Below are 26233 nucleotides of genomic sequence, written 5' to 3'. Positions count from 1 at the left end.
CAGATGAAATAATTTTTTTGTCTGCATGAAAAGTCAGAAACCAAAAAGCCAACTGCAACGCAGTTGGCTTTTTTTCGGCGCTGGTCAGCGCGCTTGGCGTTCAACCCAGGATTACAGGCGCATGTCACCAGTTTCGACGAAACGCTGGTGCCAGCTCAAGGCTTCGGTCAGGATATGCGGTGTGTGTTGCGCACCCTGGCTGCGGGCACGGTCAAAGTAATCGTGCAGCATGGGACGATAGTCAGGGTGGGCGCACTTGTCGATGATGACCTTGGCACGCTGCTTGGGCGAAAGGCCTCGCAAGTCAGCCAAGCCTTGTTCGGTAACGATGATTTGCGTGTCGTGCTCGGTGTGGTCCACGTGCGAACACATGGGGACGATACAGCTGATCTTGCCGTCCTTGGCCACAGAAGGTGTTACAAAGAACGACAGGTAGCCGTTGCGCGCAAAGTCACCGGAGCCACCGATACCGTTCATCATTCCGGTACCCATGACGTGGGTGGAGTTGATGTTGCCATAGATGTCGGCTTCGATCATCGAATTCATGGCGATGATGCCCAGGCGGCGTACCAGCTCGGGGTGATTGGAGATTTCCTGCGGGCGCAAAATGATGCGTTCACGGTAGAAATCGATGTTGTCCTCAAAGTCTTTGTAAGCAGCGCTGGACAGCGAAATCGAAGTGGCCGAAGCCTTGCTCATCTTGCCTGCACGCAGCAGGTCAAGCATGCCATCTTGCAGTACCTCGGTGAAGCCCAGCAGGTTTTCAAATGGACCATGCAGCAGGCCTGCCAGTACGGCATTGGCCACATTGCCCACACCTGACTGGATGGGCAGCATCTCCTTGGGCAAACGGCCCATCTTCATCTCATGCGCGAGGAAATCGATGATGGATGTGGCAATCGTGTTGGAGTTGGCGTCTGGCGCAGAGAACACGTTGTCCCGGTCACCCTTGTGCGTCTCCACAATCGCAATCACCTTGCCGGGATCAACCTTCAGGTATTGCTCGCCAATACGTTGATCGGCCGTGGTCATGTGGATGGGCATGCGGCGCGGCGGGATGGCGGTGCCGTAATAGATGTCATGCATACCTTCCATCTTGGCTGGAGGCTTGGTGTTGACTTCCAGAATCACCTTGTCGGCAATCTCCAGCCAGGTCTTATTGTTGCCCACGGCGGTGGAGGGAATCAGCAAGCCGTCGGGGGTGATGCCCAGGACTTCCACCACGGCAATGTGCATATGACCCAGAAAGCCAAACCATGCATGCTGTGCCACGTGGGACAGGTGCATGTCGATGAAGTCAATCTCTCCCGCGTTGATGGCTTTACGGGCTGTCGGGTCGGTATTGAAAGGCAGACGCTGACCCAGTGCCTGGGCTTCGGCCATGACGCCATCGCACTCGGCGGCAGTTGAGGCACCGGTCCACACATTGATTTTGTAAGGTTTGCCGGCAGCATGCTCGGCCTTGGCACGAGCGGCAATGGCCTGGGGCAGGGCCTTGGGGTAGCCAGCGCCGGTAAAGCCGCTCATGCCGACGTTGACGCCGTGCGGAATCAGGGCAGCAGCGGCGTCTGCCGACATGATGAGGTTGTTGAATTGTGGGTAGCGTACGCGCTCTGTCAGGCTCATCGAGGTTTCTCCAACTTAAAAACAAGCCGCCTGCATGGGCGGCTTTTATAGGGCTGAAGAGATGCGCAGGGGGGATGTTCTCGCCCCGGATATATATGGCGCGCTGGTGCGAGCCTGTTGTGGTTGCAGCAGCATCTCTGTGGGTCCCAATCTCCAGTGTCGATGGTATCAGTGTTAACCCTTGGCTACAGAATATCGCTTGCTGTAACCCGAGTCTCTAATCCATTGTCATTACTGATCTTTAAGCGGAGCATGTACTTACAGACGATGACCTAGGGTAAACACCTATATTTGCTGCGGCGCAGCAATCAGCAACAGGGCAGGCATAAGTGCAAGCATAAAAAAACCGACCCGCAATGGCGGGTCGGTTGCTCAAGCAGTACTGCGCTTGAATCAGTTGGGCTTGGCCCGGCTGAGCAGCGAGTACAGAATGATGGCGCCAAATGTGGCGCAGCCAATCCCGCCCAAAGCAAAATCACCAAACTTCAGGGTGAACTCACCGGTACCCAGAATGAGGGTGATGGCGGCCACGACCAGGTTCTTGGTGTCGGAGAAGTCCACCTTGTTGTCGACCCAGATCTTGGCTCCGGCAATCGCAATCAGGCCAAAAACCACGATGGACACACCGCCCATGACAGGCAATGGGATGGCCTGAATCAGGGCGCCAAATTTGGGAGAAAAGCCCAGCAACACTGCCAAAACAGCAGCAACCAGGAAGACTGCCGTGGAGTAGATGCGGGTGGCGGCCATCACGCCGATGTTCTCGGCATAAGTCGTGACGCCCGTGCCGCCAGCTGCGCCGGAAACCATCGTGGCCACGCCGTCGCCGATGAAGGCTCGTCCCATGTACTGGTCCAGGTTCTTGCCGGTCATGGCGGTCACGGCCTTGATGTGCCCCAGGTTCTCTGCAACCAGAATGATGACCACGGGCACGATCAGGAGCATGGCGTTGGCGTCAAACACCGGAGCGTGCAGCGAAGGCATGCCAAACCAGGCCGCATTGGCGACACCGCTCAGATCGACAGCCTTGCCCAGGCCCAGACCATTGGTCAGGAAGGCGTAGATGATGCTGGCCACAATCAAGCCGATCAAGATGAGCAGGCGCTGCAGCATGCCCTTGGTAAAAACGGCAACCAAGGCAACAGAGACAAATGTCACCGCCTGCATCCAGGCTTCAAAGTTGTTGGCAGCCATGTCCTTGACAGGGATGGCGGCCAGGTTCAAACCGATCACCGCCACCACGGCACCGGTGACGACCGGGGGCATGAATCGCTCAATCCAGCCGGTACCAATCGCCTGAACCAGGAAACCCACCAATGTGTAAACCAGGCCGCAGGCAATGATGCCGCCCAGTGCCAGGCCGATATTGGCGTTGGCGCCTTGACTGGCCACATAGCCAGTAGCCACGTTCACCACACCGATGAATGCAAAGGACGAGCCCAGATAGCTGGGCACTTTGCCGCCGGTGATCAGGAAGAAAATCAGCGTACCGATGCCGCTCATCAGCACCGCGAGGTTGGGGTCAAAGCCCATGAGGATGGGGGCCAGCACGGTAGAGCCAAACATGGCGATCACATGCTGAATGCCCATCAGGCCGGTCTGGCCCCAGGGCAGACGCTCGTCTGGCCCAATCACGCCGCCGTTTTGCAGCGCGGCGGAGGACTTTTCAGTCCAGGAAAACATTCCCATTTTTTATTGCTCCGTAAAAATTGCTGGCGCGATGTTAGAGGCTTTCACCGTATAGCGACACGGTGAAGTGACGGACACGCGCTGCCATGTCAGCTAAGTGGAAGCAGACAGCGTGCCAGCTCAGTTTTTGCTTGGCTTGATTTTTAGGAGCGGCAGGGCTTTTCACTGCCTGTTTCATCGGTCTTTTTAGTCCTTGAAACAAGCAGAATTTTTTGGGAGCGAATTACAGATTGCTCAGCGACTGTTGCGTGAAAAAAACGGCAGTCGTGGCAACTGGTTGCTCAAGAGGCTCCAGGCACTGCGGCCTGTGAGCTGGGCCACGATGGCGGCTTTGACCGGAGGCGCGCGGCGAGACACTTCAATAATGCCCTGTCGCACCAGACGTGGAATAGGGCGCGCATCAGTGAACAGTTTGACCACCGTGTTGGTGCCCTGAAAGATGGGCCAGGCATGGCGGTGGTGGCCTTGCGCATAAGGCGCCAGCACGCTGGCCTTGCCCCAGTCGTCCCCGGCTGCCCGGGCGGCGACGATGCACGCTGTCAGGCGTTCGACCCCAGACAGCCCCAGATTGAAACCGTGCGCCGTGACCGGGTGCATGCCCACGGCCGCATCGCCCAGCAACGCAAAGCGCTCTCCGCTGAAACGGTGTGCGTAAGTGGCCACCAAAGGGTAGATGTGGCGGTCGCCCACCAGTTGCATATCGCCCAGGCGGCTCTGGAAATGGTTTTGTACGTGGGCTGCAAAGTCCTGCGGCGACAGCTGCATCAGTTGCTGCGCATCGGCGGAGTCGGTCGTGACCACAGCGGAGCACAACAGCTCACCGGTTTCAGGGTCGGGCTGTACGGGCAGTATGGCGAGTGTTCGGTCATAGCCAAAGCACTCGTGGGCCTTGTCTTCGTGCGAGATGGTGTGGCTCAGGCGGCAGACGATCACGCTGCGGCCAAAGTCGGTCATCTGTGTGCCCACACCCAGCATGCGGCGCACGCTGGAGAAGCGGCTGTCGGCGGCAACCACCAAGGGCGCTGTCAGCGGAGGTGCATCAACGCGCACACCGTTGTCGTCCAGCGTGTAGTGGACTTCGGCTTGGCTGGCATTGGTGGTTGCCTGGGTCACACGTGCACCGGTGATGATGGTCACGCCCTCTGTGCTATGGGCCACTTCCCAGGCTGTGCGGCGCAGGGCGTGGTTGGGAACGATGCGGCCCAGGTAATCGCTGCCGCTGCCCTCGGCCACAATATCGAGCGTGGAGCGCTGTCCGACTGGGCCGTCATGCACGATGGCATCGCGGATGGAGCAAATCTCATGGTCATGCAGCCGGGCCCAGGTACCCAGGCGCTGCAAGGTCTGCACGCTGGGGTGGGTCAAGGCGATTTCTCTGCCATCTGGGGCGGGGGCGGCCAGTTGGGCCTCATCTTGCAGTTCCAGAACCGTGGCTTGCAAACCCGCGTGGGCCAAAGAGATGGCGAGCGACAGACCGGCAGGACCTGCGCCCACGATGAGGACATCGGTGTTCATGGACATGTGTGCAATCACTGTGAAAGTAGGCCTATTGTGGCCTGGACTATAGGGTGTCTTTGTCAGTGCTGAAGGCGCATTGTGCGTCGGTTTGGCTGATAAAGGGCTTGAACTGCATCAATGGCACGGTGCGGGTGCGACTTCTTTGCCCCCTGATGCCGCAGAGAAAGATCTTGTAGTTTGTCAATTCGGGACGCTGGCATGGCGTTGGGCGCAGGCCACCGCTAGGCTGTTTTTCATGACCCAAGTCACACAGCCCCATATTCGTCGCACACCCATTATTCGTCGTTACCAGCAATGGCTGGCTCAAGAACGCGGGCTTTCGTTTGATCGCTACGACGATTTGTGGCGCTGGTCGGTGACCGATTTGAATGCTTTTTGGCAAAGCATTTGGGACTATTTCGAAATGCAGTCACCTACGCCGCACAGTGCAGCACTGGGGCGTAATGTGATGCCCGGGGCCCAGTGGTTTCCAGGCGCCCAGGTGAATTACGCCCAGCAGGTGTTGCGGCATGTGGATGCGGCTCATGCTGCTGGCATGCCCGCCGTGATTGTGGAAAACGAACTGGGCGAGATGACGCAGCTCAGTTGGCCCGAACTGCGCCGCCAGGTTGCGGCCCTGGCCTTGCATTTGCAGCAGCAAGGCCTGCAACCCGGCGATCGCGTAGCGGCATATATGCCCAATATTGCGCAAACCATCGTGGCATTCCTGGCGGTGGCCAGCGTCGGCGGTGTGTGGAGCGTTTGTTCGCCCGACATGGGCACTGCTGCGGTGCTGGACCGCTTCAAGCAGATTGAGCCCAAGATTCTGATTGCCGCCGATGGTGTGCACTACGCCGGCAAACCCATGGACAAGGGGGCGGTTGCCAGTGCACTGCGTGCGCAGCTTCCCACGGTGCAGCACATGCTGGTGCTGCGCACGCCGTTTGCGCAGAAAGCGGTGGCAGACAGCGCAAGCTGGGATGATGTGGTGGCGCGCGACGATGCCGCAGTGGCTGCATTCAAGCCGATGTGGCTCCCCTTTGATCACCCTTTGTGGATTGTGTATTCCAGTGGCACTACAGGCCTGCCCAAACCCATCGTGCACGGTCATGGCGGCATTGTCATCGTGGCGCTGGCCATGAAGGCGCTGCACAACGATGTGGGCTGCAGCTATGACCCGCACAGCTGGGGCGAGCGATTCCACTGGTATAGCTCCACGGGTTGGGTGATGTGGAACTCTCAGGTTGCTGGCTTGCTGGGGGGCACCACCTGTGTGGTCTTTGATGGCAGCCCCGGTGGCAGCAAAGAACAGCCCGACTGGGGTGTGCTGTGGCGCTTTGCAGCGCGTCACCAGGTCAGCAGCTTTGGTGCGGGCGCTGCGTTTTATGCCAATTGCATGAAAGCGGGCGTGGATTTGGCACAGTGCGGTGATTTGACGCGCATTACCGGGCTGGGGAGCACCGGCTCGCCGCTTTCTCCCGATGTGCAAGCCTGGGGCACACAGCAGTTTGCCAAGCTGGGCACGCCAGATATCTGGTGGAACAATCTGTCGGGCGGTACGGACTTTTGCGGCGCTTTCATTGGCGGAAACCGTGAGTTGCCGCAGCAAGCAGGGGAAATGCAGTGTCGGATGCTGGGTGCTGCCGTGGAGGCTTGGAACGAGCAAGGTCAGCCTGTGATTGACGCGGTGGGGGAGCTGGTGTGCACCCAGCCTATTCCTTCCATGCCTTTGTATTTCTGGGGTGATGCCGGCAACCAGCGTTATCTGAGCAGCTATTTCGACATGTACCCCGCAGGCCATGGCCGCCGCCCCGGCGGTGGCGACGGCCCCGCCGAGATGGGGGGTGTGTGGAGGCATGGTGACTGGCTCAGAGTCAGTGCGCAAGGGCGTTGCACCATTTATGGTCGCAGCGACGCCACCATCAATCGTCACGGTTTGCGCATGGGTACCAGCGAGATTTACAGCGCCGTGGAGGCGCTGCCCGAGGTGCTGGACAGCATGGTGGTGGATTTGGAGTATCTGGGGCGCGAGAGCTTTATGCCGATGTTTGTAGTGCTGCGCGAAGGTGTGGCGCTGGATGCGGCCCTGGAGGCCAAGCTGGGCGCAGCCATCCGGCAAGCCTTGTCTCCTCGGTTCGTGCCCGATGAGATCGTGCAAGTGCCTGAAATTCCTCGCACCCTGACCGGAAAAAAGCAGGAGTTGCCCATTAAGAAGCTGTTGCTGGGGCAGCCATTGGAAAAGGTCGTCAACAAAGACACCATGGCAAATCCCTCCAGTCTGGACTGGTTTGTAGCTTATGCCCAGCGAAAGCAAGCCCTGAAGGCGCGGGTGGCCTGAACTTTGCATGGATACATGGTGTTGCGCACTGGAGTCTGTCCTGCATTGGTTGTGTGAGCTTGCAGAGTACACTTAGCGCGTTTTGAGTTCGCGTCCCTTTTTTCTATCGCACTCCACACCATGGCCGTTGACTCGCAGGGCACAGCCCGCTCCAGCTTTGATCTAAAAAGCGCTCAGCTTCCCGTAATGGCCGTTGCGTTGCGGGATACCAAGGTGTCCGTACTGGCCGATGATCTGGCACAGCGATTGGCGGATGACCCAGACTTCTTTGACAACGACCCCGTTCTGATTGATTTGCAGCACGTGCGCGAGAGCACGCAAGCGATTGATTTTCCCAAGCTCATCAAAGTGCTGAAAAAGCACCGCACAGTGCCTGTGGCAGTGTGCAATGGTTCTGCTGAACAAATGGGCGCTGCGCATGATGCGGGCTTGATGCCTGCGCCGGATGCCCACCCTGTTCGTACCAAGGAAGTTGTGCGAGAGGTGGAAGTGATTCGGGAAGTGCCGGTGGAAGTTGTGCGCGAGATTCCCGCTGCGGCACCCAACGCCATGATCATTGATAAGCCACTGCGCTCGGGCCAGCAGGTGTATGCCAAAGGCTGTGATCTGGTGGTGATGGCGGTTGTGAGCTATGGCGCTGAAGTGATTGCCGACGGCAATGTACATGTGTATGCACCATTGCGTGGCCGGGCAGTGGCTGGAGCGCGCGGGAATACGGAGGCGCGGATTTTCAGCACCTGCATGGAGCCTCAGCTGTTGTCGATTGCGGGCAACTACCGGGCTCTGGAAACGGACTTGCCCCAAGACATCGCAGGCAAGCCTGCCCAAGCGCGTTTAGAGGGTGAAAAATTGGTAATTGAGCCTTTGCGTTTAGCATGAGCACCAACGACATCCCTCTCATTGAACCTATTCTGTACAAGATTCTCTTCTAAGGAACTCTGCAAACATGGCCAAAATTGTCGTAGTGACCTCTGGTAAAGGTGGCGTTGGCAAGACCACCACAAGCGCAAGTTTTGCTTCTGGTTTGGCTCTGCGTGGCCACAAGACAGCAGTGATCGACTTTGACGTCGGTCTGCGTAACCTGGACCTGATCATGGGCTGCGAGCGCCGCGTGGTGTATGACCTCATCAACGTGATTCATGGCGAGGCCAATCTTAATCAGGCTCTGATCAAAGACAAGCAGTGCGACAACCTGTTCGTGCTGGCAGCTTCGCAAACGCGTGACAAGGAAGCGTTGACGCAAGAAGGCGTCAAAAAGGTCCTGGACGACCTGGCAGCGATGGATTTCGAGTACATCATCTGCGATTCGCCAGCCGGTATTGAAAGTGGCGCGCTGCTGGCCATGCACTACGCTGATGAAGCGCTTGTGACGACCAACCCTGAGGTTTCGTCGGTGCGTGACTCTGACCGCATCCTGGGCATGCTCGGCTCCAAGACGGACAAGGCCATGAATGGCAAGTCGGTCAAAGAGCACCTGCTGATCACACGTTACAACCCCAATCGGGTGGAAGATGGACAGATGTTGTCCCTTCAGGACATTGAAGACATTCTGCGCATTCCACTGATTGGCGTGATTCCAGAATCGGAAACGGTATTGCAAGCTTCCAACCAGGGTGTGCCTGCCATCCATATGGAGAACTCGGATGTTTCCGAGGCCTACAAGGATGTGATTGCCCGCTTTTTGGGTGAAGAAAAACCCATGCGCTTTATCGAAGCGACCAAGCCAGGTTTCTTCAAACGCATGTTTGGCGGGAGGTAAGACGTTATGTCCATCATTTCTATGCTGCTGGGCGAGAAGAAAAAGTCTGCTTCTGTCGCCAAAGAACGTTTGCAAATCATCCTCGCGCGTGAGCGCATCGGCGGCTCAGGCGGGCAGCCTGACTATCTGCCTGCCTTGCAGCGCGAGTTGATGGCGGTGATCTCCAAATACGTCTCGATCAACCCAGAAGACATCAAAGTACAGCTGGAGCGCCAGGAAAACCTGGAAGTCCTGGAAGTGAAGATCGAGCTGCCTGAAGCCACACGCTGAGTCACCCTTGCCCTTAAAGAAACCGCAGTGCCTTGTGAAAGGCCTGCGGTTTTTTTCTTGTCAGATTCTTGCTCGCTGATCTTGCGCGTTGCTGAGTCCGATGCACAGCCAGAAAATTATCCGCTGCCTGAAGACTGCGTATGTCCATCGTACTCATCGTATGTTCTGCAACTGGCAGCAAGCAGCTGCGCTGTCATCATGACTTGGATTGCAGACAACTCTTTCACATGGGCTTGTGCTTCAGCGTTTGTGATGGCGACACGAGCGGGGACAAGATAAGTTTTTTCCAGTTGACCCAGCTCGGCCTGCAGCGCAGGCCGGTCTTTTGCATCTTTGCTCATTAGAACCATGCCGCGGCAATATGTTTTGAAGGCTTTGCGATGCGCTTTCATCCACAGCAGGATTTTCTTGGAGACATCTGCGTGGTGCAGTTCATCTGACTCCGGTTGACGCTCGTAGATCAGCACGAAGGGCTGTTTCGCCAGCATTAGCGCAGTCATCTCTGCCAGCCATTGGTCGATTTGTGCGATGGAAGCCGCCCATTCCCTTGCCTGCGTTTCAGAGGACGCAGAGGAGTTTCGGGAACTGTCCGGTTTAACCGAACGCACAGCATCTTGCATCATGGTCAGCGCACCAACGATCAGCGTTTGTATGCCTTGGTCAAGTTCAGCTTCCATCTCGGCTTCTTCAGCTGCGCGGATTTTTTCGTCCTCGGGCTCTTGTCCTGCAACGGAATACACGGTGTCAGAGGCAGCCAGGGTGTGAAAGGCAACGGTAGCCAGCAACTCGCGCGCCTGCTCCTTTGAGATTCCGTAGGTTTGGGCGATATGGCGCTGATGCCCATCAATTTTGGCAAGCATGGACGGTGTCGCTGCCAGCCTGCGCAGCACATAGGGCGTCACCCCTGGGTAGCTCTTGACGAACTCCCGCACGGATAAGGAGAACACGCTCAGGTAAGTCCTCAACTCTTCTCCGTTGTTGCCCCCAGGCACAGGAATCTGCCAGCGGCTGAAGATTTCTTCGGCCACCAGACGCTTGAGTTCTTCGAGATTGGGTACGTGCTTGTAGAGCGCCATGTGGCTGACGCCCAGCGCAGCGGCAATGCCGGTGAAGGTGATGTTTGGCAGGCCAGCCTCAATGCCTGCGTCTGCAATTCGTTCACGGGTGATGGTTCGGGGGCGTCCTCGAGTGACGGACTGCTCAGGGCCTTTCATGGCTTCTTCTCCTTGGTAATGGCGGTGGGCTACGTCATGACTTTAACTTGCATCCCTATTTAGTTGCATGGTTGAAACTAATTAATTATTTAGTTTATAGTAATGAAACTAATTCTCAATTGCATCTTGTGGATTTGAGGAATAGACAGTCATCGCGTCACTTCAACCACGGATGTTTTTCAATGAACACTTCTGGATCAGCAATCGGCAAAGCAAACAAGCGCAGCCCTGTGAGCAAGGTGCTGGCCCCGATACGTAGCCAACTCACCATCGCTGCCGTGCTAGCTGCTGTGGGCTCCATGCTCACGCTGGTTCCGCTGGCTGGCATTGCTCATATCGCGAGGATTGCTCTGAGTGACATGGGCAGCGTGGCAATTGCACAAACGCAAGCTGATATCTGGTGGACGGTCGGTGGCAGCATGGCGGCGATGTTCGCTGGAATGGTGCTGGTATCGGCTGGCGAGTTGATCGCGCATCTGGCCGACAACCGCGTCACCTACCACCTGCGCATGCGTGTTGCGCAGCGTCTGGCCTGTGTTCCACTGGGCTGGTTCAGCAGCCGGGCGTCTGGAGAGCTTAAGCAGGCCATACAAGACGATGTCTCAACGCTGCACAGCCTGACGGCCCATTTCTATACAGCGGTGGGGCGTGCCGCGGGTGTCATTCTGATCTCGGTCGTCTATATGTTGGCGCTGGATTGGCGTATGGCGGTTGCCGCACTGCTGCCATTTCCTGGGTTTTTCCTGTTCATGCGCTACGCAATGAAGACGAGCGGGGAGAACATGCAGGAGTTTGTTGGCAGGCTCGGACGCATCAACAGCGCAACGGTGGAGTTCGTCAATGGAATGCCGGTGGTCAAAGCGTTTGGCAGCGCAGGCAAGGCGCATGGCGGCTACAGGGAAGCGGTAGATGCCTTTGCGGAGGCTTTCATCAGCTTCACACGGCCGTTGGTGAAAGCGATGGCGCATGCCCACGCCATGATTGCGCCGGTAACGGTGCTGGGTGTTGTACTGGTCTTTGGCGCTGTTTTCATAAGCCTGGGCTGGATCACGCCCTTGGAAGTGCTGCCTTTTGCGTTGGTGGCTCCTAGTATCTGCGCACCGCTTTTGTTGTTGCACACCTTGCTGCACGATCTTGGTGCTGCCACGGGTGCTGCGCAGCGTGTGCTCGCGCTATTGGATACGCCTGTGCTGCAGTCGCTGCCAGCTGCTCAGCAGCAAACGCCTGCAGGCCATGAGGTCCGCTTTGAGAATGTGAGCTACGTCTACGGCAAGGATCACAAGGCGCTTTCTGGTGTGAGCTTCACGCTGGAGCCGGGAACGATCACAGCCGTTGTTGGTCCTTCAGGGGCGGGAAAATCGACGCTGGCGCGACTGCTGCTACGGTTTTTCGATCCCTCGGAAGGTCGCATCACGCTCGGAGGCGTGGACCTGCGGCACATCGAGGCTTCAAAGCTCTATCAGCACATCGGCTTTGTGCTGCAGGACGTGCGCCTGATCCATGCCAGCGTGCGCGACAACATTGCGCTGGGCTGCCCTTCGGCCAGCCAGCAAGCAATAGAAGACGCGGCATGGATTGCCAACATCCATGAGCGCATCATGGCCCTGCCGCGTGGATATGACTCCATCGTTGGTGAGGATGCACAGCTTTCTGGTGGTGAGCGCCAGCGCGTGAGCATTGCCCGAGCGGTACTGCTCGACCCTCCAGTGCTGGTGCTCGACGAGGCCACGGCGGCAGCAGATGCCAGTAACGAAGTGGCGATTCAGAGCGCGCTGTCGCGCTTCGCGCAAGGGCGCACCCTGATGGTTATCGCACATCGGCTCGATACCGTGATGCATGCTGACCGAATCCTGGTGCTCGAAGACGGAGCCATCATCGAGCAAGGCACGCATGAGCAGTTGCTGGCGCAGAAGGGGCGCTATGCCAGGCTGTGGGCCAAAGGGCGTTACCAAACCTCCAGCGCTTCGGAGGAGCAACCATGCTGAAGACCTTGGTTCATTTGCTGGGGGACGATGCAGCCCTCTTGCGGCGCTACGCCTGGATGACGGTGATCTATGGCGCGCTTTGTGGGTTGACCGTTGCGGCGCTGGTGCCTGTTCTTACCCATTTGCTGGCAGGCGATGTACGGCAGGCAGCGTCATGGTTGAGCGCAGTTTTGGCGGGGCTTGTCATTTGCTGGGTTTTGCGGCGCTATGTGGAGCAGGCAGGTGTGCGTGTGGGCGTTGCCATCTTGCAAAAGGGGCGCCACCGCCTTGGCGATCATGTGGCGCAGCTGTCTGTGGGCTGGTTCACTGCGCACAACACTGCCAGACTTGCTCACGTTGTCACGCAGGGCATGATGTCTGTGGCCCAACTGCCGGCGCATGTGTTCACGCCGGTTATTGCTGGCGCGGTGACTTCCTTGGTTCTGGTTGCAGTCCTGTTCGCCCTGCATTGGTTGTTGGGGCTGATCGCTTTGCTGGCCTTGCCACTGCTGACAGGTGCTCTTGTATTGATGGCCCAGCTTTCACGGCGTACTGACGATGCATACCAGCAGCACTTCGCGCAAGCCAGCCAGCGCGTGGTGGAGTTCGCCCAGGCGCAGTCGGTGTTGCGCGCGTTCAATGGTGAGGGTGGAGGCATGCGCATGCTGGCGCATGCCGTTGAGCAGCAACGTCAATCGGGTTTGCGGTTGATCTGGCTGTCGGCAGGCTCGGCTGTGCTCAGCGCATGGGCCGTGCAGGCGGTGTTTGCAGCCTTGCTGGCTGCGGCAGCGTTGCTGTTGAACCGTCACTTGGGCGGTGGTCTGGAGGCAAGGGAAGTCACTGCACTCATCATTGCGCTCTTGCTGGTCAGCCGCTTTATCGACGCGCTGCTTGAAGTGGTTGGCTATGGCGAGGTTTTGCGCGGTGCAAGCGGTCAGCTTGGTGCGATCCGTGAAGTGTTGGCGGCAGAGCCGTTGTCGCAGACCAAAACACCGAAAGCGCCGAGTGATGGGGCGGTTGAGCTGTGCAATGTCCACTTTCGTTATGGCAGGGATGAGCCCGAGGTGTTGCGCGGTGTGAGCCTGCGTATCGAGCCAGGGAGCATGACTGCTTTGATCGGTGAGTCCGGTTCCGGCAAGACCACTTTGGCGCAGCTGATTGCGCGTTTTTTGGACGTGAACCACGGCAGTGTGCTGGTGGGGGGCGTGGATGTCAGGGAGATCAATGCTGCGCAACTGGCAGGGCAGATCAGTCAGATCTTCCAGGACAACTATCTGTTCACCGGCAGTATTGCTGAGAACATCCGCGTTGGCAGACCGGATGCCAGCGATGCTGATCTTATGGAGGTGGTGCGGCTGACGGGTGTCGCTGATATCGTCGAGCGTCTGCCGCAAGGGATGAATACGCCTGTCGGCGAGGGTGGCGCACGTTTGTCAGGTGGCGAGCGTCAGCGCATCGCGATTGCACGTGCGCTGATCAAGGGTGCCCCCATCTTGCTGGTGGACGAAGCAACGGCAGCCTTGGACCCGGAAAACCAGGCGGTCATCACCGAAACACTGGCGCGACTGCGGGGCAAATGCACGCTGGTGGTGATTGCGCATCAGCTTTCCACGGTGGCAATGGCCGATCACATCGTGGTGCTAGAGAACGGACAAATTGTCGAGCAGGGTACACCCGCGCAGCTGCGTGAGCGTCAGGGGCGCTATGCGCAATTCCTGACCCTGCATCAGGCTTCCAAAGGTTGGCGCATTGCGCACGCCGCATCCGGTGGAGCAGGTGTCTGATGCGTGTCGGGTTGCTGGGGCTGTTTCTCTTGCTGTGCTGCGCGTCGCTGCTGCTGGGGGCGCAGCACATGGCATGGTCAACAGTGTGGACGTTATCGGGAGATGCCTGGCTGACGCTGACCGCCAGCCGCTTGCCACGCCTGGCCGCACTGGTGCTGACAGGTGTGGGGCTGGCAGTTTGTGGCGTGATTCTTCAGCACATCGTTCGCAACAAGTTTGTTGAACCAGCCACCTCTGGTGGCCTGGATGCAGCCAAGCTTGGCATCCTCGTCGCGCTGACTGTGGCTCCGGCCTCCGGAGTGAGGGGGCGAATGCTCTTCGCCTTGGTTTTTTGCTTTGCCACCAGCCTGATTTTTGTGGCGATAGTGCGCCACATCAGGGCTAAGAACATGGTCCTCATCCCCGTGATCGGTTTGATGTACAGCGGTGTGCTCAGTGCGATTGCGGAGTTCTACGCTTATCGCAACAACAACCTGCAAAGCATGCAGGGCTGGTTGCTGGGAGACTTCTCCAAGATCGTTCAGGGCAATTACGAAATTGTCTATCTGATTTTGCCGATTGTTGCGCTGACTTACCTGTATGCGCATCGCTTCACCGTACTGGGTATGGGCGAGGGCATGGCGACAAGCCTGGGGTTGAACTACCCGGGCACGGTGGCATTGGGTCTGATGCTGGTGGCCGTTACGGTGTCTGCCACGGTGATCACTGTTGGAGCGATTCCCTTTGTTGGGCTAGTTGTTCCTAATCTGGTTGCGCTGCACTACGGCGACAACCTGGGGCGCACTTTGCCCGTGGTGGCGCTGGGCGGTGCGTCATTGTTGCTGGCCTGCGATATTTTTGGGCGTTTGATCATCTATCCGTTCGAGGTGCCGATCGGCTTGACCGCTGGCGGTATCGGTGGCGTGCTGTTCCTCGTGCTCATCTTTTGGAGGAGCAGATGAAGCATTGGGTATCCCGATACGCCTTATGGATGGCGGTCATCGCGTTGGCGCTGGCTTTCCTGTTCATCGGCTCAGGTTTCGATTTCAACTACGTCATTCCCAAGCGACTCGCACGGCTGGCGGCAATGCTCATTGGTGGAGTCTGTGTTGCATGGTCTTCGATCACCTTCCAGACGATTACCGGCAACCGAATACTGACGCCTGCGATCATGGGATACGAGGCGGTCTATCTTCTGCTGCAATCCCTGCTGATACTCGTCATGGGCACGCAGAGCCTGACAGCCTTGGGCGCGAATGGCAACTTCTTCGTGTCTATTGTGCTGATGCTCGGCTACTCCTGGGCGATCCATCGTTGCTTATTCCCGCAAGGTCACAACAACGTGTATCAGCTGCTGCTGGTGGGGCTGGTGCTGACGATGGTGATTGCTACCTTCACGCAGTTTGTCCAGCTCAAGGTCAGCCCTGGAGAGTTCTCCATACTGCTGGGCTTCAGTCAGGCTTCTTTCGGGAAAGCGCAACCGCATCAGCTGCTGGTCTCAGCCATTCTCGTTGCCGCTGTATGTGCCGCCAGCCTGAAGACCTTGACGAAGCTGGATGTGCTTTCTTTGGGCCGCGATCAGGCGGTTTCTTTGGGCGTGGATTATCAACGCGCCGTGCGCCTGTATCTAGCGCAGATATCGGTACTGGTTGCCGTCTCAACCAGCCTGCTCGGGCCGACGGCATTCATGGGCATCTTCGTCGCCAACACCAGCTATGCGCTCAGCCAAAGCTTTCGGCATCGGATCACCTTGCCCACGGGCTGCGCCATTGCCATCGGCATTTTCATTCTTGCCCAGCTTGCGGTTGAGCACGTCTTCAACTATCGAACCACCGTCGGAATCCTGGTCAACCTGGTGTGTGGTGCCTGGTTCCTGGCGCTGATGGTGCGTGCCCGGGGGGCTGCATGACCGCCGCCCACAAGCGTTCAAAAGCGAATGGCTGCAGAGCCGTTCTGTGCGAAGTGTCAGTGCGCTTTCTGGGGGCGCGATGGACTTTGCTGTTAGCCCCCAACGGCGCAGGCATGTGGGAACTTTAGGGGCGGTATTTCCTGATCACGCACAGCAAGCACAACAGCCTGTGCAACGACTTCAATCCAGAAAGAGGACAGAAATGACACTCAAGCACCAACATCGTTATGGGGCGTTGACCTTGCTGATTGCCGCGACGCTTGCCTTACAGGGCTGCGGCGAGAAATCGGCTGATACGCCACAGGCATTGACGCAGCCTGCTGCTGTCAGCAGCAGCGCGTTGCAAGCCTACGAATCCGTCACGGTGAAGCACAAATTGGGAACAACCGTGATCGAGAGACTGCCGCACCGTGTGGTGGCGCTTGACATGAACGAGGTCGATTTTCTTGACCAACTGGGTGTTCCGGTTGTGGGCATGCCCAAGGACTTCATTCCGCACTTCCTGAGCAAATACAAGGATTCGGCAGACGTGCAGGACACCGGCGCCATCGTTCAGCCCAATGTGGAGCGGGTGCATGCGGCCAAGCCGGATCTGATTTTGATGACTTCACTGCAGGCGCAGCATTACAAGGAACTTAGCGAGATCGCCCCGACCATTCACTTCGATGTGGACTACCGCGACAGTCAGAGCAAGCACATCGAGGTCATCAAGGAGCACCTGCTGACCTTGGGCCAGATATTCGGAAAGCTGGACCTCGCCCGCCAGAAAGCCGCAGAGCTGGACGCCAAGGTCAATGAGGCCAGAAGCATTACCCAGGATCGCCCCGACAAGGCACTGATCGTGTTGCACAACAACGGCGCTTTCAGCTCTTTCGGTGTGCAGTCACGCTACGGATTCGTTTTCAACGCGCTGGGTGTAAAGCCGGCCAGCCCGGCAGCAGAAACCGGTCTGCATGGTCAGCCGATTTCCAGCGAGTTCATCCAGCAAACCAATCCCGACGCGATTTATATCGTTGACCGCACTGCCGTGATGGAGCGTCGTCACGCGCTGGATGCTCAAACGCTGAGCAACCCCTTGCTGCGTCAGACCAATGCCTGGAAGAACGGGCGTGTGGTCTTTGCCGACGCTGAAGCCTGGTATGTCACGGCAGCAAGCCCGAGCTCCGTGAAGCTCGTGATCGACGACGTCATCCAAGGCTATCGAAACTGATTTTCTGCGTGGCAGGCAGTCAGTTCAATGCCGTCAATGCATTCGACTTATCCCTCTTGCTTTTCGCTTCCCCCCTTTTTTCACCTGTGACCTGTGGCGAGAGCCACCCAAATTTCAACTGAAAGGAGCATCGCATGGCCAAACCCCATTCGACTCAACCCACCGTGCGATTCTCACGGCAGCCAATGCCCTCAAACTTTGGCTTCATTCCTAACCGAATCACATTGGCAGTGCGCAGCGCCGTGCTGTCCGGGCTGGCATTTGCTGCTTTGACTGCTGCGGTGCAACCGGCACTGGCGCAGACGCATGACACAACAAATGCTGCTGGCGGGAAACCAGCATCTCCGTTGCCCGCAGGTGAGGAGGCGACACTTCCGTCGGTGGTGGTCAAGGAAGCAACGACCGCGCCCACATACTCCGGTGGACAAGTGAGCTCTGGCGCTCGCATGGGGCTTCTTGGTGAAAAAGACTTCATGGAAACGCCTTTTTCCACCATCACTTACACCGAAAAATACATGGAAGATCTGCAGGCTGGTGACATCCAGGAAGTGATCTCCAAGACTGATCCAACGGTATTCATGGGCGGCGTTCCCGGCGAGAGCCTGGAGACGTATTCAATCCGTGGGCTTGCATCCGCCGTAGCCGATGTGACTGTCAACGGTCTGGCTGGCATGGGGGGGTATCACCGAAATCTCCCAGAGATGTATGAGCGTGTTGACGTGCTCAAAGGCCCTTCAGCCTTGCTCAATGGAATGCCGCCAAAGGGGTCGGCTGGTGGTGCGGTGAACCTGGTTTCCAAGCGCGCGGGAAATGAACCTTTGACACGGCTCACCGCCAGCTACATGTCTGATTCGCATTTTGGTGGTCATTTAGACCTGGGTCGTCGCTTTGGTGAGAACAAGCAGTTTGGTATCCGCTTCAACGGCGCTTATCGGGATGGCGACACGGCCATCAACAAGCAGGACAAGAAAGTTACGCTGGCTTCCCTTGGCATGGATTGGCGGGGTGATGGCGTGCGGGTGTCCGCAGATTTGTTCCAGACCAAGGATCGCGTGTATGGAATGACGCGAGGCCTGACACTCGTGCCCGGTCTTGCTGTTCCCAAGCCGCCAAAGCCAGATGCTTCTTCGTGGAATCCCCCTTGGGCCTACTACGACAGCATGGACAAAGGTGCCATGGTGCGCGGCGAAGTCGATCTGACTGATCAGCTGATGGCCTATGTCGCCGCGGGCACCAGCAAGTCAGAAATCGACACCATCATGGGTGTGGGCCAAGTGTTCAATGAAGCGGGAGACTTCCGGACCAACTTCAGCGGCGTGTCAGACAGGATGGAGCGCAAATCAGCGGAAGTCGGCCTGCAGGGCAAGGCACGCACGGGAGCGGTTGGTCATCAGTACGCCATCAACGCCACGTACTACGATGAGGAATATGTTCTCCGAGGGTTCAGAAACGTTCTGCCCAAGCCCTGGGTGTCCAATATCTACAACCCGGTCTGGGGCCCTGCAGCGCCACGTCCTGGCAATATTCCTGCACTCACCCGTACCGATACACGCTTGAGCAGTATTGGCGTCGCGGACACGCTGTCTTTTGCCAAGGACCGGATTCAGCTGACCCTGGGTGTGCGTCACCAGGAAGTGATCAACGACAGCTTTAACAGCATGACAGGCGCACGCATGGGCCATCGCTACAAGCAAAGCGCCACGACCCCAGCCGTCGCGCTTGTGCTCAAGGCGACGGACCAGATATCCATATACGGCAACTACATCGAGGGCTTGAGCCAGGGGGCCATGGCCCCCAATACGGTGGCCAATGCCGGTGAGGTTTTTGCGCCTTACAAGACCCGGCAAAAGGAAGTGGGCGTCAAGTTCGACCTTGGTGATTTCGCCCATACCCTCAGCGTGTATGAAATCAAGCGTCCAAGCAGCTACACCAACCCAATCACCAACGTATTCTCGTTTGGTGGAGAGCAGCGCAACAGGGGGGTGGAATGGGGATTCTTTGGCTCGCCTGTGCAGGGCGTGCGACTGATGGGCGGAATTGCCTACTCAGATGCCGAGGTGGTGAAAGCCGCTGCAGCTGCCGATGAAGGTAAGCAGGCGACGGGCTTGCCAAAATGGCAGGCCAAGCTGGGTGCTGAATGGGATGTACCCGCAGCACAAGGTTTGACCCTGACGGCCAATGCAAGCTCGGCATCCAAGCAATACCTCAGCTCTGACAATTCCTTGTCGATACCAGGGCGTACCGTGTTCGATGTTGGTGCGCGCTATGTCACCAAGCTCACAGGCTATCCGCTGACGTTGCGAGCCTCCGTCACCAACGTAGGTAACAAGGCATATTGGGCCAAGCCCCACTTCACAAGCCTGGGGCTGGGGGCGCCCCGTACCTTCTTGCTCTCCGCAGCGATGGATTTCTGACGGGGTTCATGACATTCCAGTGAAGCTGCAAGTCTGAGACCCGTTCGTGCTTGCAGCGGAAGACTCACGTAGCGAAGAAGTTGCATATCTGGCAGCCCCTGCTGTCGTATGCAACGGAGGAGTTGGACCAAGCGCTGGGCGTGATGCGCGTGCCCGCGGTCCTCCTTATGGCTTTCATGACCACCGTTGCCGATAAAAAACCGCAGTGCCTTGTGTAAGGGCTGCGGTTTCTTTATAGGTGCGCGAAATTTGCTTTAGCGCATCTGCCCTCCATGATAGAGCAGCGGGCCTGCATGCGCGGCGTGGCGGCAAGCCAGCACTTCTCCCACCATGATGAGGTGATCGCCCTCGGCATACTGGCTGCGCGCACGGCATTCAAAGGTCGCCAAAGTGTCTTCCAGTAGCGGCACGCCGTGTGTGTTGGCCTGCCAATGAACATTGGCAAAGCGGTCGATGCCGCGCTGTGCGAATTGGTAAGCCAAATCTCGGTGGTGGCTGGCCAGCACATGGATCGCGTAGTAAGGCGCCTGCTCGAAAGCAGGATAGCAGCCGGAAGTGCGCGCAATGCTCCACAGCACCAGAGCAGGCTCCAGGGAAACAGAGTTGAAGGAACTCACGGTCATGCCCACGGGGCGGCCTTGTACATCTACGGTGGTGACCACCGTCACCCCCGTAGCAAACTGCCCCAGGGCATTGCGGAAGTCTCGTTCGGTAAAAGCTGGCGGGCACACCGGTGCCGCAAGGGTGGAGGTATTCACAACAGGCAAGTCTAAGTGGAACTGAAATTATGCAAAGCGGTGTGCAGCAATGTGTGGGTGGGGCTAATACTGCAGCGAATGCTAGCTGCTACAGGCGCTTGGGACGGGGGCGCAACTGCTCGTATTCAACCGGGCCTGTCGCCTCGGATACAGAAGGCGAGCATGGTTTGTATAGTTTGAGAGCAGCACGCTTGGGTTTGTTCGCTGTTCTCAAAGCAAGGGCTTCTGAATTCCGAGCGCTCAGGCCGGAAAAGTGAACACACAAAAAGCTTGCGGTCTGAACGCGTGCTGTGTATTTTGATAGTTGTCAAAGGATCATGGTGAAATAGACCACTTTGAAATGCGTAATTGGAAAAAGACACCAATTTAATAGTTTTTATTTGAGAATAGACGTTGATTGCAGTGCTGTGAAACCACAGCCTTTCCTCCAACCATTCCAAAGGATGTTGATCGTGAAGAAGAGTTTGATGACGCTGGCCTTGTTGACCACTGGTGCTTTCTCCATTCCGGCTCTGGCAGCGGATTGTGCTATCACCATTGAGGGCAATGACCAGATGCAGTACAACATCAAGAGTGTTGAAGTGCCCAAGGCATGCAGCAAGTTCACCATGAACTTGAAGCACGTTGGCAAGATGCCCAAATCCGCGATGGGCCACAACATTGTGCTGACGACAACTGCTGATTCGAACGCCACGGCTGCTGATGGCATGAAGGCTGGCGCGGCCGCCGACTACGTGAAGCCAGGCGACACACGTGTGATTGCACACTCCAAGATGGTGGGTGGTGGCGAGAGCACTTCGGTGGATATCGATGTCTCTAAGCTCAAGGCAGGAACGGACTACACCTATTTCTGCTCTTTCCCCGGCCACTCCTTCATCATGCGAGGTGCACTCAAGCTAGGCAGCTAACTGCTTGCTTGCAGCATTGATGCCAAGCCTTGTGTGCCTTTGACACACAAGGCTTTTTTTATTGTGGTCAGCTTCCGCCACAATATTTGGATTTCTTACATCAACGATCGCCCCCATGCTCCAATATCAGACCGTTCCCGTGACAGCCTTTCAGCAAAATTGTTCTTTGGTGTGGTGCGACCAAACCATGGATGCGGCGGTCATTGATCCTGGCGGAGACCTTGAAACCATTGAATGGGAGGTGGAGCGTCTGGGTCTGAACCTCAAAGCCATCTGGCTTACGCATGCCCACATTGATCACGCAGGGGGGGTGGCGGAGCTGGCAAGCAAGCTGCCGCTGGAAATCATCGGTCCCAATGAAGGCGATCGCTTCTGGATTGAAGGCTTGCCGCAGCAAGGTGCCATGTTCGGTTTTCCCGAGGCGCAGTCTTTTGAGCCCACGCGCTGGTTGCAAGATGGTGACACGGTGCGCATCGGGCAGGAAGTATTGAATGTGCGCCATACACCTGGGCATACACCGGGTCATGTGGTGTTTCATGCACCGCAAATTGAGCGCTGTTTTGTGGGTGATGTGCTGTTTGCGGGAAGCATTGGCCGCACTGATTTTCCCCAAGGCAATCACCAGCAGCTGATCGACTCCATCGTGCAACGCCTGTGGCCCATGGGCGATGACACCGTGTTCATTCCTGGTCACGGCCCTGAAAGCAGCTTTGGGCGCGAGCGCAAGGCGAACCCCTATGTGGGCAACACCTGAGGTTTGAAAAAGGCTTTTCAGCCCCATGCAAGCCGCTATTGATTTTGCCAAAGCTGGGCAGAAAAGGGTGGTTTGGTTGAAAAGTGTTCTGCTGGCTTACCGTGAACGCCGTGCCGCTTCGTAGAGGCCTTGCACCAAAGGCACATTGCGCTGTAGTTCCCGGATGCGATCAGGCCCGCTGGGGTGGGTGGACAAAAAGGACAAGCCATTCGCATTGCTGCCAGTGGCGTTCCCCATTTTTTCCCACAGCATCACGGCAGCCTGAGGCTTGTAGCCCGCTCGTGCAGCAATTTCCAGGCCGACCAAGTCCGCATCGCTTTCATCGTTGCGGCTAAAGCGCAGGCTGAGCAACTGGCCACCCAGGCGCGCAGCATAGTTGCCAACATCACCTAGTCCCAGGAGTTGCGCACCGAGCGATATGCCAATACTGGTAGCGGAGTTCTTGGCCAGCTGCTCACGCGAGTGCTCACGCAGCGCATGGGCCATTTCGTGCCCCATGACCATGGCGATCTCATCATCACTGAGCTTCAATTTCTGGATGATGCCGGTGAAAAAGGCAATCTTGCCTCCGGGCATGCAAAAAGCATTCACATCGTCGCTGCGAATCAAGGCCACCGCCCATTTCCAGTCACTGGCGCGTTCGTTCCATGCTGGTGTGTAAGGGATCAGGGATTTGGCGATGCGGTGCAAGCGCTGCGTCTGGGCGTCGTTGTTGGCCACCAAAGCCCCTTGTGAGTGCGCTTGCTGGATCAGCTCGGTGTATTGCTGGGATGCTGCTTGCTCCAGCTCTTCAGCGGGAATCAGATGGCGCAGGCGTGAAGCCTCGCCTACCTGAACCTGGGCCCATGCAGGCAAGGCCGTTGCGGTCGCTGCCAGGCCGCCTAGCTGCAAGAAAGCGCGGCGTGCTTGCCACAGGCTGTGGGCGGCACCGGCGGTGTGGGAGCTACCGCACCAGCAGGCGATGTTGAGCGAATCGTCGGTGTGTGCGGTCTGGGGTTGATTGGGGCGCATGGTGGTCTGACTCCATCTTCAATGCGTCCGAGTGTAGAAGCTGCTCGTGACCTAGTGTTGTCGGTTTTGTCGCATTTCGCTGTGCACCACCAGCCATAGACCCAGAAGCACCAAGCCCAAACCTGCGAAGGCCAGCCACCCAGGGCGTTCACCCACGATCAGTATCGACAGCACAAAAGCTGTAATCGGTTCAAATTTGCTCAGCGCCACACTGGTGGCGGCGGAAATGCTGCGCAGGCCCGCAGAAAACAACAGATAGGCCACTCCGGTGGCGACCACGCCAAGGTAGATCACCACGGCCCAGCCTTGCGGGCTGGTATGGGGTGTTCCACCCAGCAGGGCGGCAATGGGCAAGGCCATCAGAGCGGCGCTGAAAAAAACCCAGGCATTCACGCGTGTGACTCCCGATTGCAGAACCAGAGGCTGGCTGATGACCGCGTAGGCACCGTAAGCAAAACCCGCCAGCAGACACAGCAGCAGTCCGGTCATGGATCCATCCATGTCAGACCCTTTCCCCACTGTCATGATGAAGCCGCCAGCCACACCTATGGAGGTCCCCAGCCACCACAAGGCACTGGGCCATCGGCGTTGAAGCACAGCTTGCAGCAAGCCTGCCCAGACGGGGCTGGAACCAATGGCCACAGCTGTTCCAAGTCCCACGCCGGTGTGTTGCAAACCAGCGAAAAAAGCCATGTTGTAGGTCACCATGCTCAGTGCGCAAAGGAGCACGCGCGACCAGTTCAGTGGTGCTGTATGTTTGGGTGTGCTTTGGCGCAGCAAGCGACCAAGCAGCACGAAAAATGTGCCAGCCATGACCAGTCGCAGCGCACCAACCCAGAATGCGGACATGCCTTCGGGGGCAAAACTGTGGGCGGTTCCTGTGGTGCCCCACAGGACTGCGGCCAAAAGTACAAGCACAACGCCGTGCGTGGAAGATGAGGAGTGCGGCATGTCAGAAATGCTGACAGCTTTGGCCGCAGCAAATGTCGAGAAACACGCATTGTGTGGGGCAGAAGGCCAAGGCCTAGCCTTTAACGTGACTGGCGCAATTGGCGTGCACCCGTGTCGCGGTCGCGCCGCAAGGCATAGGCCAGCGCGCTGGCGGTGGCATAGCCACAGGCGGTTGCGCAGGCGCTGAGGCTGCGTCCCCGGGCCAGTTGGCGCTCTGCTTCGTCCAGGCGCAGCTGGCGCAGCCACTGTTGCGGGGTATGGCCAGTCAGTTCCAGCCAGCGCGCGTGGAAGCGCTGTGGGCTCAGGTGCGACAGCGCGGCCATGCGTGCTGTAGGCCAGTCCGTATGCAGCGTGCTGCGGACCTGTTGTTCAATGACTTGCACATTCACGCTGCGGCGTGCCAGCCATGTCGGCGATTGAAGCAGCAGGTGCAAGCGTGCTTCAGGAGCAAGCAGATGCGGGGCGCAGCGTGCGCTTGCAGGGACTTGAAAGCGACGCAGCTTTTCCAAATCACGCTGATGGGGGCCAAGCACATCCAGCACCAGCATTTGAGCCCCCGGTGGGGCGAGATAGCCATGGCGGCTACCTGCAGGAATCAGCAGTCCGCACGCCGTATCGACGAAGCTGCTGTGCCCGTCCACTTCCAGTTCCATGCGCCCTGACAATGCATACAGCACCTGGGCGTGTCCATCATGTACATGCGCAGCGTGCTCGCCGCTGTAATGGCGAACACTGCAATCAACAGTAACAGAAGGGCGGGGGCTTTGCATGATGGACTGTGATGGTAGCTGCGCTGGTGATAATGGGGCAACGCTTTTTGCACAGCACCATGTCTGAAGAATCCTCCGCCACAACCTCTGCCGTTTCCGTGCCCCGCCGATCTTGGGGCGCCACTTTGAAGGTCTATCTGGAGCCCGCCAGCCTGCGTATGCTGGCCCTGGGGTTTTCCGCTGGGCTGCCACCGCTGCTGCTGCTGGGCACTTTGGGATTTTGGTTACGCGAAGCGGGTATTGAGCGCAGCACCATTGGCTACCTCAGCTGGGTGGGGCTGGCCTATGCGTTCAAATGGATGTGGGCCCCTTTGGTGGATCGTATGCCCTTGCCTTGGCTGACGCGTGCACTGGGGCGTCGGCGCAGCTGGTTGCTGCTGGCGCAGCTGTCCATCATTGCGGGTCTGCTGGGCATGGCATGGAACGACCCGGCTGTTGCAATACATCCCGTGGTCTGGTGTGCGGTGGCGGTGGCATTCGGCTCGGCTACTCAGGACATTGCACTGGACGCCTATCGCATCGAGTCGGCTGACCAGGACCGGCAAGCGGCATTGGCAGCCACCTATCAGACTGGATACCGCCTGGCCATGATCTGGGCCGGGGCAGGCGTTTTGTGGATTGCTGCCCGTGCACAAGGTTCCGCCGTGGGTTATGTGCATGGTGCCTGGCAAGTGGCGTACTGTGTGATGGCGGCGAGCATGCTGGTGGGGGTGGTGACAGTACTGTGCTCGCGCGAGCCACAGCAAACACCGTTGCCAGCCGTCAAAGGTGTCGTGCATTGGCTGTACAGTGTCTTGGTGGCTCCTTTTGCCGAATTTTTAACCCGGTATCGCTGGCAGGCTGTGCTGGTGTTGGCCTTGATTGCGGTCTACCGCATCAGCGATGTGGTGATGGGTATCATGGCCAATCCGTTTTATGTCGACATGGGGTTCAGCAAGGACGAAGTGGCTGCCGTCAGCAAGGCTTTCGGCATCGTGATGACTTTGCTCGGAGCGTTCATTGGAGGCGTGATGTCCATGCGCTGGGGTGTGATGCGCGTGCTGATGCTGGGAGCCATCTTGTCTGCGGCCAGCAATCTGTTGTTTGCATGGCTGTCCACACGTGGCCATGATCTGGTGGGCTTGACCATGGTGGTCAGCGCCGACAATCTGGCCGGAGGGATTGCTTCGGCTGCGTTCATTGCCTACCTGTCCAGCCTGACGAATGTGAAGTACTCAGCCACGCAGTACGCCTTGTTCAGCTCGATGATGGTGCTGGCCCCCAAGTGGCTGGCAGGTTTTTCGGGCCAGTTTGTCGATGCCTATGGCTATGTTCCTTTTTTTGTGGGTACTGCATGCCTGGGCGTGCCGGTATTGATTTTGGTGGCAGTGGCTTCGAGGGTCAAAATGGTTGCCAAAGGGGAATGACTCAGCCGCCGCTGCGATTGAT

Annotated in this window: 21 protein-coding genes; 13 read left to right on the top strand and 8 right to left on the bottom strand. The window is 57.8% G+C overall.

The window, feature by feature from the left end; all coding sequences use genetic code 11:
- Window positions 1-111 precede the first annotated feature (111 nt).
- The 3 genes from QEP11_RS08460 to ubiM form a co-directional block, all read right to left on the bottom strand.
- Entirely contained in the window at window positions 112-1626 is a 1515-nt protein-coding gene (locus QEP11_RS08460; RefSeq protein WP_284336198.1) for an acetyl-CoA hydrolase/transferase family protein, read from the bottom strand.
- A 393-nt stretch (window positions 1627-2019) separates the two neighbouring features.
- Window positions 2020-3315, bottom strand: coding sequence for a solute carrier family 23 protein (locus QEP11_RS08455; protein WP_284336197.1), 1296 nt, complete (start codon window positions 3313-3315; stop codon window positions 2020-2022).
- A gap of 234 nt (window positions 3316-3549) precedes the next feature.
- On the bottom strand, window positions 3550-4836 hold the full coding sequence (ubiM, locus tag QEP11_RS08450) for a 5-demethoxyubiquinol-8 5-hydroxylase UbiM (RefSeq protein ID WP_284336196.1): 1287 nt from the start codon (window positions 4834-4836) through the stop codon (window positions 3550-3552).
- Between the two features lie 232 nt (window positions 4837-5068).
- On the opposite strand from ubiM, the gene QEP11_RS08445 reads away from it, so the two are divergent.
- From QEP11_RS08445 to minE, 4 genes are all read left to right on the top strand, one after another.
- The gene (locus QEP11_RS08445) at window positions 5069-7150 is read left to right on the top strand and encodes an acetoacetate--CoA ligase (RefSeq protein ID WP_284336195.1); all 2082 of its coding nucleotides are present in this window, start codon (window positions 5069-5071) and stop codon (window positions 7148-7150) included.
- 120 nt (window positions 7151-7270) lie between these two features.
- A complete protein-coding gene (minC, locus tag QEP11_RS08440; protein ID WP_284336194.1) occupies window positions 7271-8029 on the top strand; it encodes a septum site-determining protein MinC in 759 nt (252 codons plus the stop codon).
- A 67-nt stretch (window positions 8030-8096) separates the two neighbouring features.
- Entirely contained in the window at window positions 8097-8909 is an 813-nt protein-coding gene (gene minD, locus QEP11_RS08435; RefSeq protein ID WP_284336193.1) for a septum site-determining protein MinD, read from the top strand.
- Window positions 8910-8915: 6 nt separating this feature from the next.
- Window positions 8916-9179 (top strand): cell division topological specificity factor MinE, encoded by a 264-nt coding sequence (minE, locus tag QEP11_RS08430; protein WP_284336192.1) that lies wholly within the window; start codon window positions 8916-8918, stop codon window positions 9177-9179.
- 116 nt (window positions 9180-9295) lie between these two features.
- Here the strand turns inward: minE and QEP11_RS08425 are convergent, their stop codons facing one another.
- A complete protein-coding gene (locus QEP11_RS08425; protein ID WP_284336191.1) occupies window positions 9296-10393 on the bottom strand; it encodes a TetR/AcrR family transcriptional regulator in 1098 nt (365 codons plus the stop codon).
- 182 nt (window positions 10394-10575) lie between these two features.
- On the opposite strand from QEP11_RS08425, the gene QEP11_RS08420 reads away from it, so the two are divergent.
- The 6 genes from QEP11_RS08420 (at window position 10576) to QEP11_RS08395 (ending at window position 19653) form a co-directional block, all read left to right on the top strand.
- Window positions 10576-12378, top strand: coding sequence for an ABC transporter ATP-binding protein (locus QEP11_RS08420; protein ID WP_284336190.1), 1803 nt, complete (start codon window positions 10576-10578; stop codon window positions 12376-12378).
- A complete protein-coding gene (locus QEP11_RS08415; RefSeq protein ID WP_284336189.1) occupies window positions 12372-14141 on the top strand; it encodes an ABC transporter ATP-binding protein in 1770 nt (589 codons plus the stop codon). Before QEP11_RS08420 ends, QEP11_RS08415 begins: the two co-directional genes overlap by 7 nt.
- The gene (locus QEP11_RS08410; protein WP_284336188.1) at window positions 14141-15082 is read left to right on the top strand and encodes an ABC transporter permease; all 942 of its coding nucleotides are present in this window, start codon (window positions 14141-14143) and stop codon (window positions 15080-15082) included. Before QEP11_RS08415 ends, QEP11_RS08410 begins: the two co-directional genes overlap by 1 nt.
- Window positions 15079-16029, top strand: a complete 951-nt coding sequence (locus QEP11_RS08405; protein ID WP_284336187.1) for an iron chelate uptake ABC transporter family permease subunit — start codon at window positions 15079-15081, stop codon at window positions 16027-16029. The genes QEP11_RS08410 and QEP11_RS08405 overlap by 4 nt, the downstream gene beginning before the upstream one ends.
- A 202-nt stretch (window positions 16030-16231) precedes the next feature.
- Window positions 16232-17239, top strand: a complete 1008-nt coding sequence (locus tag QEP11_RS08400) for a siderophore ABC transporter substrate-binding protein (protein ID WP_284336186.1) — start codon at window positions 16232-16234, stop codon at window positions 17237-17239.
- A 134-nt stretch (window positions 17240-17373) separates the two neighbouring features.
- Window positions 17374-19653, top strand: a complete 2280-nt coding sequence (locus QEP11_RS08395) for a TonB-dependent receptor (RefSeq protein ID WP_284336185.1) — start codon at window positions 17374-17376, stop codon at window positions 19651-19653.
- 254 nt (window positions 19654-19907) lie between these two features.
- On the opposite strand, the gene QEP11_RS08390 is transcribed toward QEP11_RS08395, so the two are convergent.
- A complete protein-coding gene (locus QEP11_RS08390) occupies window positions 19908-20411 on the bottom strand; it encodes a flavin reductase family protein (protein ID WP_284336184.1) in 504 nt (167 codons plus the stop codon).
- Window positions 20412-20854: 443 nt separating this feature from the next.
- Here QEP11_RS08390 and azu point away from each other — a divergent pair, with 443 nt between their 5' ends.
- Together azu and QEP11_RS08380 are read left to right on the top strand one after the other, a co-directional pair.
- On the top strand, window positions 20855-21319 hold the full coding sequence (azu, locus tag QEP11_RS08385) for an azurin (protein WP_284336183.1): 465 nt from the start codon (window positions 20855-20857) through the stop codon (window positions 21317-21319).
- A gap of 115 nt (window positions 21320-21434) precedes the next feature.
- Entirely contained in the window at window positions 21435-22073 is a 639-nt protein-coding gene (locus QEP11_RS08380) for an MBL fold metallo-hydrolase (RefSeq protein ID WP_284336182.1), read from the top strand.
- A 96-nt stretch (window positions 22074-22169) separates the two neighbouring features.
- Here the strand turns inward: QEP11_RS08380 and QEP11_RS08375 are convergent, their stop codons facing one another.
- The 3 genes from QEP11_RS08375 to QEP11_RS08365 all read right to left on the bottom strand — a co-directional run bounded on the left by QEP11_RS08375 (window position 22170) and on the right by QEP11_RS08365 (window position 24805).
- The gene (locus tag QEP11_RS08375; RefSeq protein WP_284336181.1) at window positions 22170-23084 is read right to left on the bottom strand and encodes a M48 family metallopeptidase; all 915 of its coding nucleotides are present in this window, start codon (window positions 23082-23084) and stop codon (window positions 22170-22172) included.
- Between the two features lie 51 nt (window positions 23085-23135).
- Window positions 23136-24035, bottom strand: coding sequence for a DMT family transporter (locus QEP11_RS08370; protein ID WP_284336180.1), 900 nt, complete (start codon window positions 24033-24035; stop codon window positions 23136-23138).
- A gap of 80 nt (window positions 24036-24115) precedes the next feature.
- Window positions 24116-24805 (bottom strand): helix-turn-helix domain-containing protein, encoded by a 690-nt coding sequence (locus QEP11_RS08365; RefSeq protein ID WP_284336179.1) that lies wholly within the window; start codon window positions 24803-24805, stop codon window positions 24116-24118.
- Between the two features lie 59 nt (window positions 24806-24864).
- On the opposite strand from QEP11_RS08365, the gene QEP11_RS08360 reads away from it, so the two are divergent.
- Complete coding sequence (locus QEP11_RS08360; RefSeq protein ID WP_284336178.1) at window positions 24865-26211, top strand: AmpG family muropeptide MFS transporter; 1347 nt, start codon at window positions 24865-24867, stop codon at window positions 26209-26211.
- Window positions 26212-26233 lie beyond the last annotated feature (22 nt).

The organism is Comamonas halotolerans (assembly GCF_030162935.1).
Classification (GTDB): Bacteria; Pseudomonadota; Gammaproteobacteria; order Burkholderiales; family Burkholderiaceae_C; genus Comamonas; species Comamonas halotolerans.
The sequence above is the reverse complement of the archived record's forward strand: the minus strand, read 5'-3'. Positions and strand labels throughout refer to the sequence as shown.

Coding starts and splice junctions, on each gene's coding strand:
- QEP11_RS08410 (WP_284336188.1), top strand. CDS start 14,141: ATGCGTGTCGGGTTGCTGGGGCTGTTTCTCTTGCTGTGCTGCGCGTCG.
- QEP11_RS08425 (WP_284336191.1), bottom strand. CDS start 10,393: ATGAAAGGCCCTGAGCAGTCCGTCACTCGAGGACGCCCCCGAACCATC.
- minE (WP_284336192.1), top strand. CDS start 8,916: ATGTCCATCATTTCTATGCTGCTGGGCGAGAAGAAAAAGTCTGCTTCT.
- azu (WP_284336183.1), top strand. CDS start 20,855: ATGTTGATCGTGAAGAAGAGTTTGATGACGCTGGCCTTGTTGACCACT.
- QEP11_RS08365 (WP_284336179.1), bottom strand. CDS start 24,805: ATGCAAAGCCCCCGCCCTTCTGTTACTGTTGATTGCAGTGTTCGCCAT.
- QEP11_RS08455 (WP_284336197.1), bottom strand. CDS start 3,315: ATGGGAATGTTTTCCTGGACTGAAAAGTCCTCCGCCGCGCTGCAAAAC.
- QEP11_RS08360 (WP_284336178.1), top strand. CDS start 24,865: ATGTCTGAAGAATCCTCCGCCACAACCTCTGCCGTTTCCGTGCCCCGC.
- QEP11_RS08395 (WP_284336185.1), top strand. CDS start 17,374: ATGGCCAAACCCCATTCGACTCAACCCACCGTGCGATTCTCACGGCAG.
- QEP11_RS08445 (WP_284336195.1), top strand. CDS start 5,069: ATGACCCAAGTCACACAGCCCCATATTCGTCGCACACCCATTATTCGT.
- QEP11_RS08415 (WP_284336189.1), top strand. CDS start 12,372: ATGCTGAAGACCTTGGTTCATTTGCTGGGGGACGATGCAGCCCTCTTG.
- QEP11_RS08405 (WP_284336187.1), top strand. CDS start 15,079: ATGAAGCATTGGGTATCCCGATACGCCTTATGGATGGCGGTCATCGCG.
- QEP11_RS08420 (WP_284336190.1), top strand. CDS start 10,576: ATGAACACTTCTGGATCAGCAATCGGCAAAGCAAACAAGCGCAGCCCT.
- QEP11_RS08400 (WP_284336186.1), top strand. CDS start 16,232: ATGACACTCAAGCACCAACATCGTTATGGGGCGTTGACCTTGCTGATT.
- QEP11_RS08460 (WP_284336198.1), bottom strand. CDS start 1,626: ATGAGCCTGACAGAGCGCGTACGCTACCCACAATTCAACAACCTCATC.
- minD (WP_284336193.1), top strand. CDS start 8,097: ATGGCCAAAATTGTCGTAGTGACCTCTGGTAAAGGTGGCGTTGGCAAG.
- minC (WP_284336194.1), top strand. CDS start 7,271: ATGGCCGTTGACTCGCAGGGCACAGCCCGCTCCAGCTTTGATCTAAAA.
- QEP11_RS08380 (WP_284336182.1), top strand. CDS start 21,435: ATGCTCCAATATCAGACCGTTCCCGTGACAGCCTTTCAGCAAAATTGT.
- ubiM (WP_284336196.1), bottom strand. CDS start 4,836: ATGTCCATGAACACCGATGTCCTCATCGTGGGCGCAGGTCCTGCCGGT.
- QEP11_RS08375 (WP_284336181.1), bottom strand. CDS start 23,084: ATGCGCCCCAATCAACCCCAGACCGCACACACCGACGATTCGCTCAAC.
- QEP11_RS08370 (WP_284336180.1), bottom strand. CDS start 24,035: ATGCCGCACTCCTCATCTTCCACGCACGGCGTTGTGCTTGTACTTTTG.